Origin of the sequence: Mesorhizobium sp. AR02, from assembly GCF_024746835.1 — a bacterium.
GTDB lineage: Bacteria > Pseudomonadota > Alphaproteobacteria > Rhizobiales > Rhizobiaceae > Mesorhizobium.
In genome coordinates this window covers 4,482,736-4,498,843 of sequence record NZ_CP080531.1, presented here as the reverse complement: position 1 = coordinate 4,498,843, position 16,108 = coordinate 4,482,736, and the positions used below count along the sequence as shown (strand labels likewise).

Sequence of the window (16,108 nt, the reverse complement as noted above, 5' to 3'; positions counted from 1 at the left end):
ATGTCTTCTTGCTCTTGATGGAGGAAGTCATGCAGAAATCGATCGAACGCATCGCCGGTGACAGCGAGGGCGTGTCCTTTGAATTCCCGGTGTTCCGCTTCGCCGGCACCGATAAAGCGGCACCCTCGGCCTATCTGCAGGCGGCCCTCCATGCCGGCGAACTGCCGGGCGTCGTCGCCATCGACGCATTGATGCCGACGCTGGACAAGGCCGCAGCCGAGGGCCGCATCAAGGGCGATATCACCATCGTGCCCTGGGCCAACCCGATCGGCCGCGCGCAATATCATTTCGGCGAACACCAGGGCCGCTTTCATCTGGGCACCCGCACCAATTTCAACCGCGCCTTTCCGCTGCTTGCCGCGCCCGACGCCAAGCTCTTGCCCGACACCAGCTTCGGTGGCGCCGATCAGCGGCTGAAGTCACGCCTGGTGCAGCTGTCGCTCGGCCACGACATCGTGCTCGACCTGCATTGCGACGATGAGGGTCTCGCCTATCTCTACGTCCACACCAGCCTGTGGCCGGCGATGGCCGATTGCGCCGCCGCCATGGGCGTCGATGCGGTCGTGCTGTGGAGCGAGGACACTGACGGCACCTTCGAGGGCGCCTCGATCATGCCCTACCAGAATGTCCCCGCCGATGTGGCGAAGTTCGACCGTCGCGTCGCCACCACGGTCGAATATCGCGGCATCCTCGATGTCGATGGTGCGCTCGCCGCTGCCGACGCCGAGGGCCTATACCGGCTGCTGGTGGCGCGCGGCGTGGTCATCGACAACGCGCTGCCTGCGCCCGGTCCTTTCAAGGGTGTCGTCGCTCCCTTGGAAAACATCGACATGATGCCTTCGCCCCGGGCGGGTGCGGTGCTCTACGACGTGAAGCCCGGCGACCACGTCGCCCGTGGCGATCGCCTCGCCACCATCGTCCACGCGCCCGGCGAAACCGACGGCCGCGCCGAAGTGTTCGCGCCGCAGGACGGCATCATCCTGACCCGCCGCTCGCGGCGCATCATCCGCGCCGGCGAGGATCTGCTGAAGCTGGTTGGCGACAGGAAGAGCGCCGATGCGAGGTCGGGTACGCTGGAGGATTGAGGAAGCATCTGCCTGCTCGCTTTACCCAGGCACCCCATAGCTTCGTCATTCTAGGGCGGAGCAAGGAGCGAAGCGACGCGGCGCAGACCCTAGAATCCATGCCGTTACTTCTGAGCGCCGCGGCGGTGCGGAATTTCTGCTCCGCTGCATCCAAGGTCTAAGGTCGCGGCATGGATCTCAGGGTCTCCGCGACGGAGCTTCGCCAGGGGATGATGACGTTGGGAGGCTTCGCCTCATCCCGACTGGCTGCCGCATGCAGCAGCACTATCCGGAGATCGCCAGCCGCGCCTTGGCCTCCAGCCATTCGGCCATTTGCCGATACGGCACCGGACCATGGCTGATGCGGGCGACGCCGAGTTCGGCCAGCCGCTGGCGTGGCGGCACATGCGCCAATGCGATGATGTTGACCGGCAGCGCCGTGGCCTTGCACAGCGCCTCGATCAGTCCCTCGTCACCGAGGCCGGCCGCAAAGAAGCCGCTCGCTCCGGCCTTCTCATAGGCATGCGCCCGCTCGATCGCCTGGTCGAGCAATGCCCTGTCATGCGCATCGGGCTTCGCCTTGAGGAAGATGTCGGTGCGGGCGTTGAGGAAAGCCGGAATGCCGGAGGCCTTGACCGCCGCTGCAGCGGCTTCGACCCGCTTCACCTGCACGGCGATTTCGTGCAGGCCGGTGCCGCCAACGATCTGGTCCTCGAAATTGAAGCCGATGGCACCAGCCTGCAGGGCGCGTGTCACCGTCTGGGCAACGACTTCCGGCTCGACGCCGTAACCACCTTCTAGGTCCATGGTCACCGGCAGGTCGACCGCCGCCACGATACGCTTGATGTTGTCGAGCGCCAGTTCCAGCGGGATTTTCTCGCCATCGGCATAGCCAAAGGCGGCCGCCACAGGCCAGCTTCCCGTCGCGATCGCCTTGGCGCCCGCCTTCTCGACGATCTTGGCCGAGCCCGGATCCCAGGCATTGTAGAGAACGATCGGGTTGCCCTTGACGTGAAGGGAATGGAACGTCCGCGCGCGCTCAGCCTGATCGGTCATTGGTATTTTCCCGTTCTCTGGATATTGGATGTATAGTGTAGGCAACGCCACCGGCTGTGGCGATGTGCCAGAGACCGAGAAGCGGCGGCCACTGAACAGACTTTTCAAACCTGTTGCGCATCCGGTTTTTCGCCGCTATGGATTTCGCCATGAACATGCGTTCGACCAAGACCATTTGGTGGTGGGCCTGCTGACAGCGGCCTGTTCGAACGCGCGTGCGTGAAAAGAGAGGGTGGCCGCAACGGAAAGTCCGGGCGGCCATTTGTTTTTCCAAGCCAGTCCCGGGTCCGTTGCCCCAACAAGCTGATGGAGACGGCAATGACGATGAAGGTTCTGGAAAACGGCGCTGAAAGCTTCGTGACCGCGGGTGGCATCACCATCACCCGCGAGCGCCATGACCGGCCCTATGCAGGCGCGATCGATACCTATGTCGATGGCTTGAACTCGCGCCGGGGTGCGGTGTTTTCCTCCAATTACGAATATCCCGGCCGCTACACGCGCTGGGACACCGCCATCATCGATCCGCCGCTGGTGATTTCCGCGCGCGGCCGCGCCATGCGCATCGAGGCGCTGAACCGCCGTGGCGAGGCGCTGTTGCCGGTCATCGGCAAGACGCTCGGTAGCCTTGCCGACATCACCATCGCCGAGACGACGAAGACGCTGATCCGCCTCGGTGTCGCCAAGCCAGGCCGTGTCTTCACCGAGGAGGAACGCAGCCGCGTGCCTTCGGTGTTTACCGTGCTGCGCGCCATCACCGCGTTGTTCAAAACCGAGGAAGACGCCAATCTCGGCCTCTATGGCGCCTTCGGCTACGACCTTGCCTTCCAGTTCGACCCGGTCGACTACAAGCTCGGGCGCAAGCCGAGCCAGCGCGACCTCGTCCTGTTCCTGCCCGACGAGATCCTGGTCGTCGACCATTATTCAGCCAAAGCCTGGACCGACCGCTACGACTATTCAGGCGAGGGTTTTTCGACCGAAGGCCTGTCGCGCGACGAAATCGCCGAACCGTTCAAGACCGCCGACCGCATTCCGCCACGCGGCGACCATGAGCCCGGCGAATACGCCAATCTCGTGCGCAAGGCGATGGATAGTTTCAAGCGCGGCGACCTGTTCGAGGTCGTTCCCGGCCAGATGTTCTATGAGCGCTGCGAGACGCAGCCATCCGAGATCTCGCGCAAGCTGAAGTCGATCAACCCCTCGCCCTATTCCTTTTTCATCAATCTGGGCGAAGGCGAATATCTGATCGGCGCGTCGCCCGAAATGTTCGTGCGCGTCAATGGCCGCCGCGTCGAGACCTGCCCGATCTCCGGCACCATCAAGCGCGGCGACGATGCGATTTCGGATAGCGAGCAGATCCTGAAGCTGCTCAACTCCAAGAAGGACGAGTCCGAGCTGACCATGTGCTCGGACGTCGACCGCAACGACAAGTCGCGGGTCTGCGAGCCGGGTTCGGTGCGAGTCATCGGCCGCCGCCAGATCGAGATGTATTCACGCCTGATCCACACCGTCGATCACATCGAGGGGCGGCTGCGCGAAGGCATGGACGCCTTCGACGCCTTCCTCTCGCACGCCTGGGCGGTTACCGTCACCGGCGCGCCGAAACTGTGGGCCATGCGCTTCATCGAGCAGAACGAGAAAAGCCCCCGCGCCTGGTATGGCGGCGCCATCGGCATGGTCAATTTCAACGGCGACATGAACACCGGCCTCACCTTGCGCACCATCCGCATCAAGGACGGCATCGCCGAAGTGCGCGCCGGCGCCACATTGCTGTTCGACAGCATTCCCGAGGAAGAAGAAGCCGAAACCGAACTGAAGGCATCCGCCATGCTCTCCGCCATTCGCGACGCCAAGACGGGCAACTCAGCCAGCACCGAGCGCACCACCGCGCGCGTCGGCGACGGCGTCAACATCCTGCTCGTCGACCATGAAGACTCCTTCGTCCACACGCTGGCCAACTACTTCCGCCAGACGGGCGCCAATGTCTCGACCGTGCGCACGCCGGTGCCGGAGGAAGTCTTCGACCGGCTGAAGCCCGACCTTGTCGTGCTGTCGCCAGGACCGGGCACGCCGAAGGATTTCGACTGCGCCGCGACCATCAAGAAGGCCCGCGCCCGCGACCTGCCGATCTTCGGCGTCTGCCTTGGCCTGCAGGCGCTGGCCGAGGCCTATGGCGGGGAGCTGCGCCAACTGCATATTCCCATGCACGGCAAGCCCTCGCGCATCCGCGTCTCGAAGCCGGGCATCATCTTCTCCGGCCTGCCCAAGGAAGTGACCGTCGGCCGCTACCACTCGATCTTCGCCGATCCGGTGCGGCTGCCTGATGATTTCATCGTCACGGCCGAGACAGAGGACGGCGTCATCATGGCCTTCGAGCACCGCAAGGAGCCGATCGCCGCGGTGCAGTTCCACCCGGAATCGATCATGACGCTCGGCCACAATGCCGGCATGCGCATCATCGAGAACATCGTCGCCCACCTGCCCCGCAAGGCCAAGGAAAAGGCAGCCTGACCTCGATGGCCGAAGCCGAGAACACGATGGCGATCGCAGCCAAGGCGGCCGCGAAGCGCAGGGTTGCCAACCTTGCCTTCTGGTCGATCGTGGTCGCCTTTGTCGTGCTCGCGCTGAAAGCCGCCGCCTGGTACGTGACCGGCTCTGTCGCGCTCTATTCCGATGCACTGGAATCGATCGTCAACGTCATTGCCTCGGGCGCCGCCTTCTGGGCGATCCAGGTCAGCTACAAGCCGGCGGACCAGGACCATCCGTTCGGCCATCACAAGGCCGAGTATTTCTCGGCCGTGCTGGAAGGCGTGCTGATCGTGCTCGCGGCTTTGCTGATTCTCAACGAGGTCTGGCGCTCCTGGCAGGCGCCGGCGCCGCTGGAAAAGCCCTGGAACGGCCTTGCCGTCAACGGTATTGCCACGGTCATCAATGCCTTCTGGGCCTGGACGCTGATCCGCGCCGGCAGGGCCGAGAAATCGCCGGCGCTGGTCGCCGACGGCAATCACATCATGACCGACGTCGTCACCTCGATCGGCGTCTTCGGCGGCCTGGTCGGGGCGATCCTGACCGGCTGGCAGATCCTCGATCCGGCACTCGCTGTCATCGTCGCGCTCAACATCCTGTGGCAGGGCTGGCATGTCATCGGCTCGTCGATGAACGGCCTGATGGACCGCGCCGTCGACACCCAGGAGCATATGCACATCCGCGACGTCATCTCGGCCAATTGCAAGGGCGCGCTGGAGGTGCATGACCTGAAGACCCGCATCGCCGGCCGCGCCACCTTCATCGAGTTCCATCTGGTCGTCGACGCCGACATGTCGGTCGGCGCCAGCCACGTCATCTGCGACCGCATCGAGGATGCGCTGAAGGCCGAAATCCCCTCGGTGCGCGTCACCATCCACGTCGAGCCTGACGACGAGGCGAAGTTGCCGAAGGGCACGACGGCCGTGCCGTTTGCTTGATGCGGCTCACCACGTCTTGACAAAAAGAGCTTTGATCCGCTCGAATTCCCTGACGTTGCGGGTCACCAGCGTGAGGTTCCGAGCACGCGCCTGCCCGCCAATCAACGCATCGTAGGGACCAATCGGAGTTCCCAGTGTCGCAAGCGTTGCTCGAATCTCTCCGGCATGTCTCGCGTCTTCCCGGTCGAATTCCAGAACGGGGAACTGCAGAGCTTCGATGCGCGTTAAATTCTCGGCTTTTCGCTGGCTCTTTTCAGCACCATAGTACAGTTCGTGCAGGACGATCGCAGAGAGAGCAAAGTCCTGCGGCGTATGCTGTTTGAGCAGAGCCAGCAGACCCTCATCACCCTTGATGACTGCGATAACGGCATTGGTGTCGAGCAGGTAGATCACTTGAAGACGTCATCCAAGGCAGGTCGATCCTGCCCGTCCTGGTGTTCCAGCGCTGCCTCGGCGAAATCGTTGTCAACTGGTCCGATCACTTGGTCGAGCCACGCCCAATCCTGCGCAAGCGGCTCCAGGATGACGGTTTGCCCATGACGGCGAATCGAAACCTCGTCTGTTTCGAAACGGAACTCCTTGGGCAGTCGCACAGCCTGTGATCGTCCCGACCAGAACACTTTTGCCTTGTCCATCATGCTATCCTCAAGTGAGATATAGCAAAGATATATCCCTTCAAGACGACGTAGACAAGTCCGACCTCACGGCGCGCAGGCCGATTGCGGCATCGGCTCCAGTCGGTAGACCTTGTCGTCCGACTTCGTCTTGCCGTCGGCGGCCTTTGAGCAGAGATCGACGATCGCCAGGCTGCTGTTGGGGTTGGCCAGCATCATCATGCCATTGGCGCCGCGCTTGAGGAAGATCTCCTTCTGCGCAATGTCGCAGGAGAAATCGCTCAGCTTCGAGCTTGCCGCACAACGCCACTGGTCGGCCTCGCCCTGGCAGGAATAGGTCTGCGTGACCTTGCCCGGCTTCAGGCGCGTCGTGACCGAAACGGCGATGTCGGCGCCATCAGGCCAATTGGCGGCGTCACCGCTCGAAGCGTAGGAAGCGAGTTCCACCGGCCCTCGAAAAACCCGGATCGACTGCGTCAGCTGGTTGGGGTGTGAGCTCATATGCGCCGCATCATAATCGCGGCCATAGCAGAAGGGCTGGTCAGGCTTCAGCCGCTCGCGCAGCGGGGCCCCGAGCGCCGGGTCGATCGGATCGATGCGCGCGAACTCCGCCTGGCAGGTCGCGACCGGCATCGGGTCGAGGCGGAAATTGTCGTCCTCGGAGCCGAGCGCCTGCCTGTCATATTCCGCCTTGCCGAGTTGTTCCTCCGAATCCGGATCGAGGTAAATATCGGGCGACAGGTCGGACAGCAGCACCCGGCCCTTGTCGTCGACCTTCAGCGAGGCCAGCGTGCGGTCGCAATCCATGCCGCAGCGGATCGGGCCTGATGTGCCGTCTTCGGACTCGTGATTGCACCAGCCGCTGGCCCATTGCGGCGCCTTGGCGCCCCGCACCGTCGTGGTGACAAAGCCATTGTAGGAGGTGTCCGAATTCGCGGTCGGTTCCTCGTTCGGCCGGCTGACCGGGTCATGGCCGTAGTAGAAGAAAATCCGCGCCACTTTCTGCTTCGGATGCGCCTTGAGATGCGCCGGGTCGTAGACACGGCCGAAACAGGCGTCCGCCCCGTTCGGGCTGAGTTCCCTAAGTTTAAGCGCGTCGTCGGCGACAGCCGTGCCTGCCAGCAACCCGAGCAACACAACGCCAAACCCCGCGCCGGCAATTGTCTTCCATGCCCCTGCCCTGAACGTCATGTGACCCTCTCCTCGCATCGGCAGGACGTAACGTCAATTTATGCTAGTATTACGGCCGCAGCCACGCAAATTGCGGTGAAATCCAGGGAGGATGCCATGCGCCGACGCGACATGTTCCGCGCGGTTCTTGCCGGAACCGGAACGCTTCTTGGCTTGCGGGCAGTGCAGGCCGCGGCCACGGAGCCGGCCAAGCTGAAGGTCGCCTATCACCTGAGCGATCCCGACAAGGTCAACTTCGTGCTCGGCAACATCAAGAACCACTATGAGGGCACCGGCGGCAATGTCGACATCGTGCTGGTTGTCCACGGCCCGGCCCTGGCCGCCTTCAAGTCGAAGGGCATATCGGCCGCGGTCTCGGGTCGCTTGGCCGGCCTGGTGCAGCAAGGGCTCGTGCCGCAGGCCTGCGCCAACACCATGCGCGGCATGGACATTTCGCTCGCCGATCTGCTCGACGGTTTCCATGCCGCCGACAAGGGTGGCGTCGTCAAGCTCGCGGAACTGCAAAGCCAGGGCTATGCCTATCTCCGGCCATAGTGCACAGTCTTGACTCCGGGGCCGGGAACGGCTGGTCTCGCCGAAACCCTCCGGAGGACCAGCAGTGTCCACGACCGCGCTTACCATTCCCGATCTCGCCGGCAAGGCGGTGCTGGTCACCGGCGCTTCTACCGGCATAGGCGCAGCACTGGCGCTGGCCTATGCCGCGCAGAAATCCAGGGTGGCGCTGCATTACAATTCGAGCCGCGATGCCGCCGAGAAACTGGGCAAGACCATTGCCGACAGCGGCGGCGAAGTGTTCCTCGTCCAGGGCGATTTTTCCGTTGCCGCCGATGTCGAACGCGTCGTCGAGGACAGCGCGCAGCATTTCGGCCGCCTCGACGGGCTGGTCAACAATGCCGGCGGCATGCTTGGCCGCGTGCCCTATGCCGAGCAGACCGAAGCGCACTACGACGCGGTGATGGACCTCAACGCCCGTTCGGTGCTGACAGCCTCGCGCAAGGCCATCCCGTGGCTGAAGAAGCAGGGCGGCTTCATCGTCAACACCTCGTCGATCGCCGCGCGCAATGGCGCCGGCGGTGGCGCCGGTCTCTACGGTTCGGCCAAGGCCTTCGTCTCCAATGTGACACGCGGCATGGCCAAGGAACTGATCGGCTTCGGCATCCGCGTCAACGCCGTGGCGCCGGGCACGATCCTGACCCCGTTCCACGAGCGCTATTCGACCGACGAGCAGATCAAGGGCATGGTCGCCACCATTCCGCAGGGCCGCGCCGGCACGGCGGAAGACTGCGTCGGCGCCTATCTGTTCCTGTCGTCGGACCTGCTGAGCGGCTACATCACCGGCCAGGTGATCGAGGTGAATGGCGGCCAGTTGATGCCGTGACCGGCTATCTGCATACTGAAGGTCCGCATACTCTTGTCGGAGACTTTGAAGGGGAGACAACAGAATGTACGGACTGATCGGCAAGATGCGGGCATCGCGCGGCCAGCGCGACGCGGTCATGGACGTCCTGCGCGCCAGCACCGGTGCCTTGCCCGGCTGCCTGAGTTACATCATCGCCCGCGACCCCGCGGATGCCGATGCGATCTGGGTCACCGAAGTGTGGACCGACGCCGAAAGCCACAAGGCCTCGCTGCAACTTCCGGAAGTCCAAGCGGCCATCGCCAAGGCGCGCCCCTTCATCGCCGGCTTCGAGTTCCAGGTGGAAACCCACCCCGTCGGCGGCTTTGGCTTGGCTGACGGCAAGACGGGCTGAGCCTCAACAGAGCAAGCGCATTCTCGAATGCGGACCCATGGCCGGGCGCTAGCGCGCGTCGGCACGGCGCTGAGGATAGTGGCATTGATACGGAATACTCCTCAGTCACCCTCTGCTTTAGAAAACAGAGCGTCAATATCTCGATGCCCCTCGATTATGTTGGCGACTTCGAAGAAATCGTCCCGATAACGGAAGAAGATCACATATCCGCGAAATGCGTAGCTTCTCACGTCAGGTCTGAGTTCGTGTCGCGCACGCCCGATAGTGGCTGGCAATGTCGCGAGGTCGCGACATTTTTGACGCAAGACCTCTACAAACCGTCTCGCGATTTCGAGGTTGCCGCTTTCTCGAGCGATATGCTCAAGAAGACCGACCAAGTCTGCTTGGGCTGAAGGGAGCATGCGAAGGCGTGGCACCCCTAGAGACCTTCCTTTGCGAGCTGTGCCGCCTTGGCGTCTAAAGATGCATCAATGTCCTGTTCGGTGGCTTCACCACCCTCAGCAAACGATTTGTCAAGCATAGCGCGTAAAGCCTTCAGCTTTTCCTCGCGTTCTTCGACCAGGCGCAGCCCCTCGCGCACGACTTCACTGGCCGAGCCGTAGCGGCCAAGCTTGACGATGTCGGAGACAAAATTTTCCCAACGATCTCCCAATGATACGTTCATAGGTGTACCTCCTTGTCCCTTTCATTATACGCAAATAACAAAATTTGCGCAATTACTGACATCAGCGTGAAAATGCCCGTACTGACGTAGACTCCAAGCCAGCGTCGCCAACTGAGAGAAATCGTGCCCATTTTCGCCGCAAGGGTTCGTATTTTCGCGGCCGGGTCTAAGACCGAAACATGGATTCCTCGGCCCAGCAGCCATCCCCTGACCAGCCCGCCACCGAGCGCATGGCGCGGATGGGCAAGCCTTGGCAATGGCTGGTCCTGCTCACCATTTCCGCCCTGTTTGCCGGCGCGCTCGAACTCGCCGCTCTGCCGGCGGCGCTGCTGATCGGGCCGATGCTGGCGGCGATCATCGCCGGCACCAATGGCGCTACGGTGCGGGTGCCGCGCCTGCTGTTCGGCTCCGCCCAGGCCATTGTCGGCTGCCTCGCGTCGATCTCGGCCGACATCTTTCCCGTCTTCTACCAGGAATGGCCGCTGTTCCTGGGCGTGGTGATTGCGACAGTCGCAGCCTCCAGCCTGCTCGGCTGGCTGACCAGCCGCTGGCGCATCCTGCCCGGCACCACCGCCGTCTGGGGCTCCTCGCCAGGTGCGGCCACCGCCATGGTGCTGATGGCTGGCGCGTTCGGCGCCGATCAGCGCCTCGTCGCCTTCATGCAGTATCTGCGCGTCATCTTCGTCTCGATGACGGCGGCTCTCGTCGCCAAGATGTGGGTCGACACGTCGGGCATCGAAATCACGCCGATCATCTGGTTTCCGCCGATCGATGCCCAAGCCTTCGCCGCCACGTCAGGCATCGCGCTGGTCGGCGGCCTGGCGGGCAAGCTGTGCCGGCTGCCCTCGCCCTTCTTCCTCGGTACCTTCATCTTCGGCGCCGTCATCCATCTCGGCCTTGGCATCGAGATGCAGTTGCCGCCATGGCTGCTGGCGGTCAGCTACGCCATGGTCGGCTGGTCGATCGGGCTGAACTTCACCAGGCCGATCCTGCGCCATGCGACACGCGCGCTGCCGCAGATCATCGCCTCGATCGTGGCGCTGATCGCCTTTTGCGGCGGGCTCGCCTTCCTGATCAGCCACCTGCTCGGCATAGATCCGCTGACCGCCTATCTGGCGACCAGCCCCGGCGGCATGGACAGCGTCGCCATCATCGCCGCCGCGGCGCAGAACGTCGACATCTCCTTCGTCATGGCGCTGCAATCGGCGCGCTTCCTGATCGTGCTGCTTGTCGGCCCGAGCGTTGCTCGGCTGGTGGCGAGAAGCATCCGGGACTGACGGCTTTTCCCCATCGGAGCCCTACTCCTCGCCACCCCCATTTTCGCCCTGCGCGCCGCGGCGCCAATAGGCGGTGACCAGATGCCTGTCGCGTGGCAGGCCCCATTCCCTGCGCACGATCCTGCGGATCTCGCGGAAGTCGGTGAATTCGCATCCGGCCCAGACGAAAAGGCCGTCGGCAAGTGCGGCGTGGCTGCGCCCGCGCAGGGCTGCCGGCAGCAGACTGGCGGTGCCAGCGTCGCGGCCATGCCGGTAGAGCCAGCTGATGGCGATGGTCTCGCCTTGCGGCAGCGCGATCCGGTCGTCAGGACCATCGACCTCGATGAGCGCCTCCACTTGAGTTGACGGCGGCGGCTGCTCGAGGATCCTGCCAATGGCCGGCAGCGCGGTATCGTCACCGATGAGAAACAGGGTCTGCGCTTTCGGTGCATCGCCGCCACCGGGTCCGATCATCCCGATCACGTCTCCCGCCTGGGCGTTCTGCGCAAAGGTGGCGGCCGGCGTATCCTGGCCGGGGTGCAGCACGAAATCGACATCGAGCCAGCCGCTTGCCGAATCGATCGCCCGGATCGTGTAGACCCGTATGGTGAGCGCATCCTCGCCCGAGGGCCAGACAAGTAGGCCGTCAGTGCCCATGGAGGGCCAGACTGGCCGCCGGCCACGTGGCGGCAACAGCAGCCGCATGTGGAGGCCGCCATGGGTGAAGCGGCCGAGGTCCGTGCCGGCGAAGCGCAGGCGCTGCATATGCGGCGAAATCCGCGTCGACGACACCACCGTGATCTCGCGGAAGAAGACCGGCGTGCCGGCATCGCTGCCGTCGCCTTGCCAGCGCAATCCACTGGCCGTGCCGAGATGCTGGGCGACATGGCCGGCGACCGTCATCTTCATGTAGGAGAGGCAGGTTTCGTCTGTTGCCGCGACGCGGATCAGCATGGCGTCGCCTTCGAGCGTGGCGCTCAAAGACCCGTAATACAGGCGAAGCTCCCATCGGTCGGCAGCGCCGGTTTCGATCTCGAATTCGCCGTGCTCGGCGCGCAGGCGCTCGATCGCCGACCTGATTGCCGCATCGCTGATGCGGGTCTGCGCGCTCGACTGGTCCATCGCTGAAATCCTTCGATAGCAGTTCAAACGAAGCCACCGAAATATCTCGGCCTCTTCGCCATCGCCGGGCATGCCACAGCGTCGCCAGGGTTTCCACAGAAACTTGACTTCAGTAATCATATTTTATCAGGACGCCGGAGAAGGCGGCCTATGCCGGCTCGGCTTTGCCGCCATCGAGGTCAAAGCGCAAACGCCCGGCCTCGATCCGCACGCGCAGCTGGCGATACGTCGCGAGATAGCGAACCCCGACGATAACAGCCGCAAAGCCGGCAATGGCGGCCACGCCAAGCGCCCAGCGCGGGCCGACATCATCGGCCACCCAGCCGACCACCGGCGCGCCGAGAGCGGTGCCGCCCAGCGTTGTGGCCAGCAGGATCGCCATCACGCGCCCACGCATGGCGGGCTCGGTCGAGAGCTGCACCAGGCTGATCGTCGAGGTGGTCATCGTCTGCGCAGAGATGCCGATGACAACGAGCGCGAGGCCAAACAGCCAGTAGTTGGGCGTGACAGCGGCCAGGCTGAAGCCCAGACCAAAGATCGCGGCACCCGCCAGAAGAAACGCCAGGCGGGGTTGCTCGCGCCGGGCGGCCAGCAGCGCGCCGCTGACCGATCCGATCGCCATGGTCGACGTCAGCAGCCCGTATTGGCCGGCGCCCGCGTGAAAGACGGAGACGGACATGGTCGAAATGAAGATCGGGAAGTTGAGCCCAAACGTGCCGATCAGGAAGAGCATCAGAAGGATGGCTTTGAGATCAGGACGCTTCCACACATAGGCAAAGCCCTCGGCAAGGCTGCCGCGGCTCCGCTGCGCCTTGTCCTTCAGGTGAAGCTTGCCGACACGCAGCAGGCCGAGCGAGGCAAGGACAGCGGCAAACGATGCAGCGTTGATCAGGAAGACCCAGCCGGAGCCGATGGAAGCGATAAGGGCGCCGGCGACCGCGGGCCCGATCATGCGCGCGACATTGAACGAGGTGGAATTCAGCGCCACGGCATTCGACAGGTCTGCCTCGCCAACCAGATCCGAGACGAATGTCTGGCGCGCCGGCGCATCGAACGCTGTCGTGCAGCCAAGCAGGAAGGCGAACACATAGACGTGCCACAACTGCACGAGCCCGGCGACGGTGAGCAGGCCGAGGCCGAGCGCAAGCAGGCCCATCGCGCCCTGCGTGGCGAGCAGCAGCTTGCGCCGGTCGAGATGATCGGCGGCAAAGCCGGTCCATGGCAGCAGCAGGATCTGCGGAGCAAACTGCAGCGCCATCACCACGCCCATGGCGGTCGCGTTGTTGTGGGTCAGTTGCGTCAGCACCACCCAGTCCTGCGCGGTACGCTGCATCCACGTTCCCACATTGGACACGATCGCGCCGCCGGCCCAGACTCGGTAATTGAAATTGGCCAGCGAACGGAACGTGCCTTTTGCCGGACCACTCATCCGTCGGCCGGGGAATTGCCGCCGTTGAAGCGGCCGAACATGCGTGCCATCGCCACGCCCATCAGGAGGGTGCCCAGCCCCAGCGCAAGGACGTCAGCCGCGGATCGCAGGTCGAAATCTCCGACACGGAGCACCAGGAGATAACCGATCGCCAGGTTCAGAAATCCCCACAGCACGTTCACGGTCGAGGAAGAATGCCCCTGGCCGCGCGGCTTGGCGAAGGGACTTTGAAAAGGCCGCCCCATCACGCCACTGACGAAATGCGGCACGGCGTTGGTCAGCACGGCGCCGCCGAAGAAATAGGACACGCAGTCGATCCATTGCATTGTCAGGCACTCCTCTTCGCCAGGAGATCGAGGACGTCCCGCGTCGTGCCGCTTTCGCCGAGTTTCGGGAAAATGCGATCGATGCTGTTGGCGTGGGCGTCGGGATTGCCGTCGGTCATGGCATCGACGGCCAGCGTGACGTTGAACCCGAGATCGCGGGCATGGCGTGCTGTCGCTTCGACGCCCATGCTGGTGGAGACGCCGGCGATCACCACCTGGGTAACGCCCTCGCCCTTGAGCCAGGTTCCGAGATCAGTGTCGACGAAGGCGTCCACGGTGCGTTTGGTCACGGTGTGGTCCGCCGGCTGCTGCTGCAATTCGGGGACAAGATCGGCCCAGCCGGCGGGAAATTCCCGCATGCGAGGCGCCTGCTCCGTCCGACCTGGAGGCGCGCCGGCAACATTGACGAGCACGACCGGCAAGCCGCGGCCGCGGAACGCATCGGCAAGCGAGCTCGCCCGCCGCACGACGTCACCGATCGGATGGACAGCGGGCAAGGAGACGATGCCTTTCTGCAGGTCGATGACGATAAGTGCCGTTTTCTGGTCGAGCGTGGTGACTGCCATCCGTGTTTTCCTTCCGATGATTGGAACAGCGCGCGTTGCACGCCGGACGATTGGTCAGAAGTCGGCGAGGCGCCCGAGCAGTTCGACGGCGCCTGCAAGTTGCTCCTGCTCCTCGTGGTCAAGCTTCGACTGGATGGCGCGGAACAGCCAATCCTGCCTTGCCGCCCGTCCGGTCGCGATCATGTCCCGGCAGGCCGGTGTGAGCGACAGGAGGGTCTGCCGGCCATCGGCCGGATCCGGCGCACCTTCCACCAGACCGGCCACTTGCAGCGCTGAAACAATGGCGCCCATCGATTGCGGACGCATATCCTGAGCGCGCGCCAGCGTCGTGACCGTCGCCGGACCCTCTCGGTCCAGATGCAGCACCACTGACTTCTGCGACGAGGTCAGATCGCCGTCGCCTGCTTGTTCACGCAGGCGCCGGATCAGCCTGCCGGCGACAACCCGAAGCTCGGCCGCCAAAGCCATCGCACGCATGGTTTCCGGATCGTCTTGCGGAGACACGTGATCTTTCATGGCTGCTTTGTAACAAATATGAAGGTAAACTTCAAAGCTTACCTTCATATCTAGGCATCACAAGGCCGTGACCTCAGGCCGGCCAAAGGTCGTGCCCGCCTATCGCGGCGCCGCAAGCCGCTCGGGAAGGAAATCGACGAAGACGCGCACCTTCGGCGACAGATGGCGATTGGAGGGCCACAGCATCCGGAACTGGCCACGGCCGTCGACATGATCGTCCAGCACGGTGCGCAGCTTGCCGTCGCGCAGCGCCTCGCAGACCAGGAAATCGGGCATGCAGGAGATGCCGAGTCCGGCGAGCGTGGCGCCCTTCAAGGCTTCCATGTTGTTGCAGGTCAGCATCGAGCGGATCCGCGGTTCAGCGCTTCCGGTCATGAACGGCCACTCCAGCAGCCTGCCGCTGTTGAGAAAGCGGAAGTTGATGCCGAAATGCCTGATGAGATCCGCCGGCTCGCCGGGAGTGCCATGGCGGTCGAGATAGGAGGGCGCCGCGCACAACAGCATGCGAAAGGGCGCAACGGGTCTCGACACCAATCGTGAATCGGGCAGTTGGCCGCTTCGAATGGCGACGTCGATGCCTTCCTCGATGACATCGACGACGCGGTCGTTGAAATCGATATCGAGCTCGATTTCGGGATAGCGAGCCATGAACTCCGACAGCACCGGCAAAAGCAGATGATAGGTGACGATCGGGGTCGAGACGCGCAGCCGTCCGTGCGGTGTCTCCCGTGTTCGCGACAGCATCGCCTCAGCGTCGTCGATGTCGTCGAGGATGCGCCGCACCCGCTCGTTGAACAGCCTGCCCTCTTCCGTCAGGCCGATCCGCCGCGTGCTGCGTTGCAGAAGCCGCACGCCGAGCTCCTGTTCGAGCCTCGCGACGCTCTTGCCGACGGCGGAAGCCGAAATGCCGAGCGCGCGGCCGGCGGCAATGAAACTGCCGAGCTCGGCAGTGCGGGCGAAGGCCAGGAGGCCACTGAGACGATCCATCGCATTTCCATTCGAGCGTTTCAGTCCGGTATATCAGGAGATATAATACCATTTTTCCTGAAAGGCTGTCGACCTATCTTGTCGTTACGACCGGCGCCACGACCC

General features: G+C 63.7%; 20 protein-coding genes. 8 read left to right on the top strand and 12 right to left on the bottom strand.

All coding sequences use genetic code 11. From position 1 onward, the window contains the following. Window positions 1-29: 29 nt before the first annotated feature. Window positions 30-1,085, top strand: coding sequence for a succinylglutamate desuccinylase/aspartoacylase family protein (locus DBIPINDM_RS25860; protein ID WP_258581851.1), 1,056 nt, complete (start codon window positions 30-32; stop codon window positions 1,083-1,085). A gap of 264 nt (window positions 1,086-1,349) precedes the next feature. Here DBIPINDM_RS25860 and DBIPINDM_RS25855 read toward each other — a convergent pair whose 3' ends face one another. Next, window positions 1,350-2,120 (bottom strand): isocitrate lyase/PEP mutase family protein, encoded by a 771-nt coding sequence (locus DBIPINDM_RS25855; protein WP_258581850.1) that lies wholly within the window; start codon window positions 2,118-2,120, stop codon window positions 1,350-1,352. 28 nt (window positions 2,121-2,148) lie between these two features. Here DBIPINDM_RS25855 and DBIPINDM_RS25850 point away from each other — a divergent pair, with 28 nt between their 5' ends. From DBIPINDM_RS25850 to DBIPINDM_RS25840, 3 genes are all read left to right on the top strand, one after another. Then, a complete protein-coding gene (locus DBIPINDM_RS25850; protein ID WP_258581849.1) occupies window positions 2,149-2,343 on the top strand; it encodes a hypothetical protein in 195 nt (64 codons plus the stop codon). A 95-nt stretch (window positions 2,344-2,438) separates the two neighbouring features. After that, window positions 2,439-4,628, top strand: a complete 2,190-nt coding sequence (locus DBIPINDM_RS25845; protein ID WP_258581848.1) for an anthranilate synthase — start codon at window positions 2,439-2,441, stop codon at window positions 4,626-4,628. Between the two features lie 5 nt (window positions 4,629-4,633). Then, window positions 4,634-5,581, top strand: coding sequence for a cation diffusion facilitator family transporter (locus DBIPINDM_RS25840; protein WP_318036900.1), 948 nt, complete (start codon window positions 4,634-4,636; stop codon window positions 5,579-5,581). A 6-nt stretch (window positions 5,582-5,587) separates the two neighbouring features. Here DBIPINDM_RS25840 and DBIPINDM_RS25835 read toward each other — a convergent pair whose 3' ends face one another. From DBIPINDM_RS25835 to DBIPINDM_RS25825, 3 genes are all read right to left on the bottom strand, one after another. Further along, window positions 5,588-5,974, bottom strand: a complete 387-nt coding sequence (locus DBIPINDM_RS25835; RefSeq protein WP_258581847.1) for a type II toxin-antitoxin system VapC family toxin — start codon at window positions 5,972-5,974, stop codon at window positions 5,588-5,590. After that, the gene (locus DBIPINDM_RS25830) at window positions 5,971-6,216 is read right to left on the bottom strand and encodes an antitoxin (RefSeq protein WP_258581846.1); all 246 of its coding nucleotides are present in this window, start codon (window positions 6,214-6,216) and stop codon (window positions 5,971-5,973) included. Before DBIPINDM_RS25830 ends, DBIPINDM_RS25835 begins: the two co-directional genes overlap by 4 nt. Before the next feature lie 66 nt (window positions 6,217-6,282). Then, window positions 6,283-7,386: a hypothetical protein gene (locus DBIPINDM_RS25825; RefSeq protein WP_258581845.1), complete on the bottom strand. Its 1,104-nt coding sequence runs from the start codon at window positions 7,384-7,386 to the stop codon at window positions 6,283-6,285. A 96-nt stretch (window positions 7,387-7,482) separates the two neighbouring features. Here DBIPINDM_RS25825 and DBIPINDM_RS25820 point away from each other — a divergent pair, with 96 nt between their 5' ends. The 3 genes from DBIPINDM_RS25820 to DBIPINDM_RS25810 all read left to right on the top strand — a co-directional run bounded on the left by DBIPINDM_RS25820 (window position 7,483) and on the right by DBIPINDM_RS25810 (window position 9,137). Further along, window positions 7,483-7,920, top strand: a complete 438-nt coding sequence (locus tag DBIPINDM_RS25820) for a DsrE family protein (protein WP_258581844.1) — start codon at window positions 7,483-7,485, stop codon at window positions 7,918-7,920. A 64-nt stretch (window positions 7,921-7,984) separates the two neighbouring features. Then, window positions 7,985-8,764, top strand: a complete 780-nt coding sequence (locus DBIPINDM_RS25815; protein ID WP_258581843.1) for an SDR family NAD(P)-dependent oxidoreductase — start codon at window positions 7,985-7,987, stop codon at window positions 8,762-8,764. A 64-nt stretch (window positions 8,765-8,828) separates the two neighbouring features. After that, on the top strand, window positions 8,829-9,137 hold the full coding sequence (locus DBIPINDM_RS25810) for a putative quinol monooxygenase (RefSeq protein WP_183462547.1): 309 nt from the start codon (window positions 8,829-8,831) through the stop codon (window positions 9,135-9,137). Between the two features lie 101 nt (window positions 9,138-9,238). Here the strand turns inward: DBIPINDM_RS25810 and DBIPINDM_RS25805 are convergent, their stop codons facing one another. Both DBIPINDM_RS25805 and DBIPINDM_RS25800 read right to left on the bottom strand, forming a co-directional pair. Next, window positions 9,239-9,538: a type II toxin-antitoxin system RelE/ParE family toxin gene (locus DBIPINDM_RS25805; protein ID WP_258581842.1), complete on the bottom strand. Its 300-nt coding sequence runs from the start codon at window positions 9,536-9,538 to the stop codon at window positions 9,239-9,241. Window positions 9,539-9,555: 17 nt separating this feature from the next. Beyond that, window positions 9,556-9,801, bottom strand: coding sequence for a type II toxin-antitoxin system ParD family antitoxin (locus DBIPINDM_RS25800; protein ID WP_095201961.1), 246 nt, complete (start codon window positions 9,799-9,801; stop codon window positions 9,556-9,558). 179 nt (window positions 9,802-9,980) lie between these two features. Here DBIPINDM_RS25800 and DBIPINDM_RS25795 point away from each other — a divergent pair, with 179 nt between their 5' ends. Continuing rightward, entirely contained in the window at window positions 9,981-11,078 is a 1,098-nt protein-coding gene (locus DBIPINDM_RS25795; RefSeq protein ID WP_258581841.1) for an AbrB family transcriptional regulator, read from the top strand. A gap of 21 nt (window positions 11,079-11,099) precedes the next feature. Here DBIPINDM_RS25795 and DBIPINDM_RS25790 read toward each other — a convergent pair whose 3' ends face one another. From DBIPINDM_RS25790 to DBIPINDM_RS25765, 6 genes are all read right to left on the bottom strand, one after another. Beyond that, window positions 11,100-12,179: a siderophore-interacting protein gene (locus tag DBIPINDM_RS25790; protein ID WP_258581840.1), complete on the bottom strand. Its 1,080-nt coding sequence runs from the start codon at window positions 12,177-12,179 to the stop codon at window positions 11,100-11,102. Window positions 12,180-12,327: 148 nt separating this feature from the next. Then, window positions 12,328-13,608 carry an MFS transporter gene (locus DBIPINDM_RS25785; protein ID WP_258581839.1) on the bottom strand — a complete coding sequence of 427 codons (1,281 nt, stop codon included), beginning with the start codon at window positions 13,606-13,608 and terminating at the stop codon, window positions 12,328-12,330. Continuing rightward, window positions 13,605-13,934 (bottom strand): hypothetical protein, encoded by a 330-nt coding sequence (locus DBIPINDM_RS25780; RefSeq protein ID WP_258581838.1) that lies wholly within the window; start codon window positions 13,932-13,934, stop codon window positions 13,605-13,607. The genes DBIPINDM_RS25785 and DBIPINDM_RS25780 overlap by 4 nt, the downstream gene beginning before the upstream one ends. A 2-nt stretch (window positions 13,935-13,936) precedes the next feature. After that, complete coding sequence (locus DBIPINDM_RS25775) at window positions 13,937-14,500, bottom strand: cysteine hydrolase family protein (RefSeq protein WP_258581837.1); 564 nt, start codon at window positions 14,498-14,500, stop codon at window positions 13,937-13,939. A 54-nt stretch (window positions 14,501-14,554) separates the two neighbouring features. Next, window positions 14,555-15,016, bottom strand: a complete 462-nt coding sequence (locus tag DBIPINDM_RS25770) for a MarR family winged helix-turn-helix transcriptional regulator (RefSeq protein WP_416361792.1) — start codon at window positions 15,014-15,016, stop codon at window positions 14,555-14,557. Window positions 15,017-15,115: 99 nt separating this feature from the next. Further along, entirely contained in the window at window positions 15,116-16,003 is an 888-nt protein-coding gene (locus DBIPINDM_RS25765) for a LysR family transcriptional regulator (RefSeq protein WP_258581836.1), read from the bottom strand. Window positions 16,004-16,108: the final 105 nt, after the last annotated feature.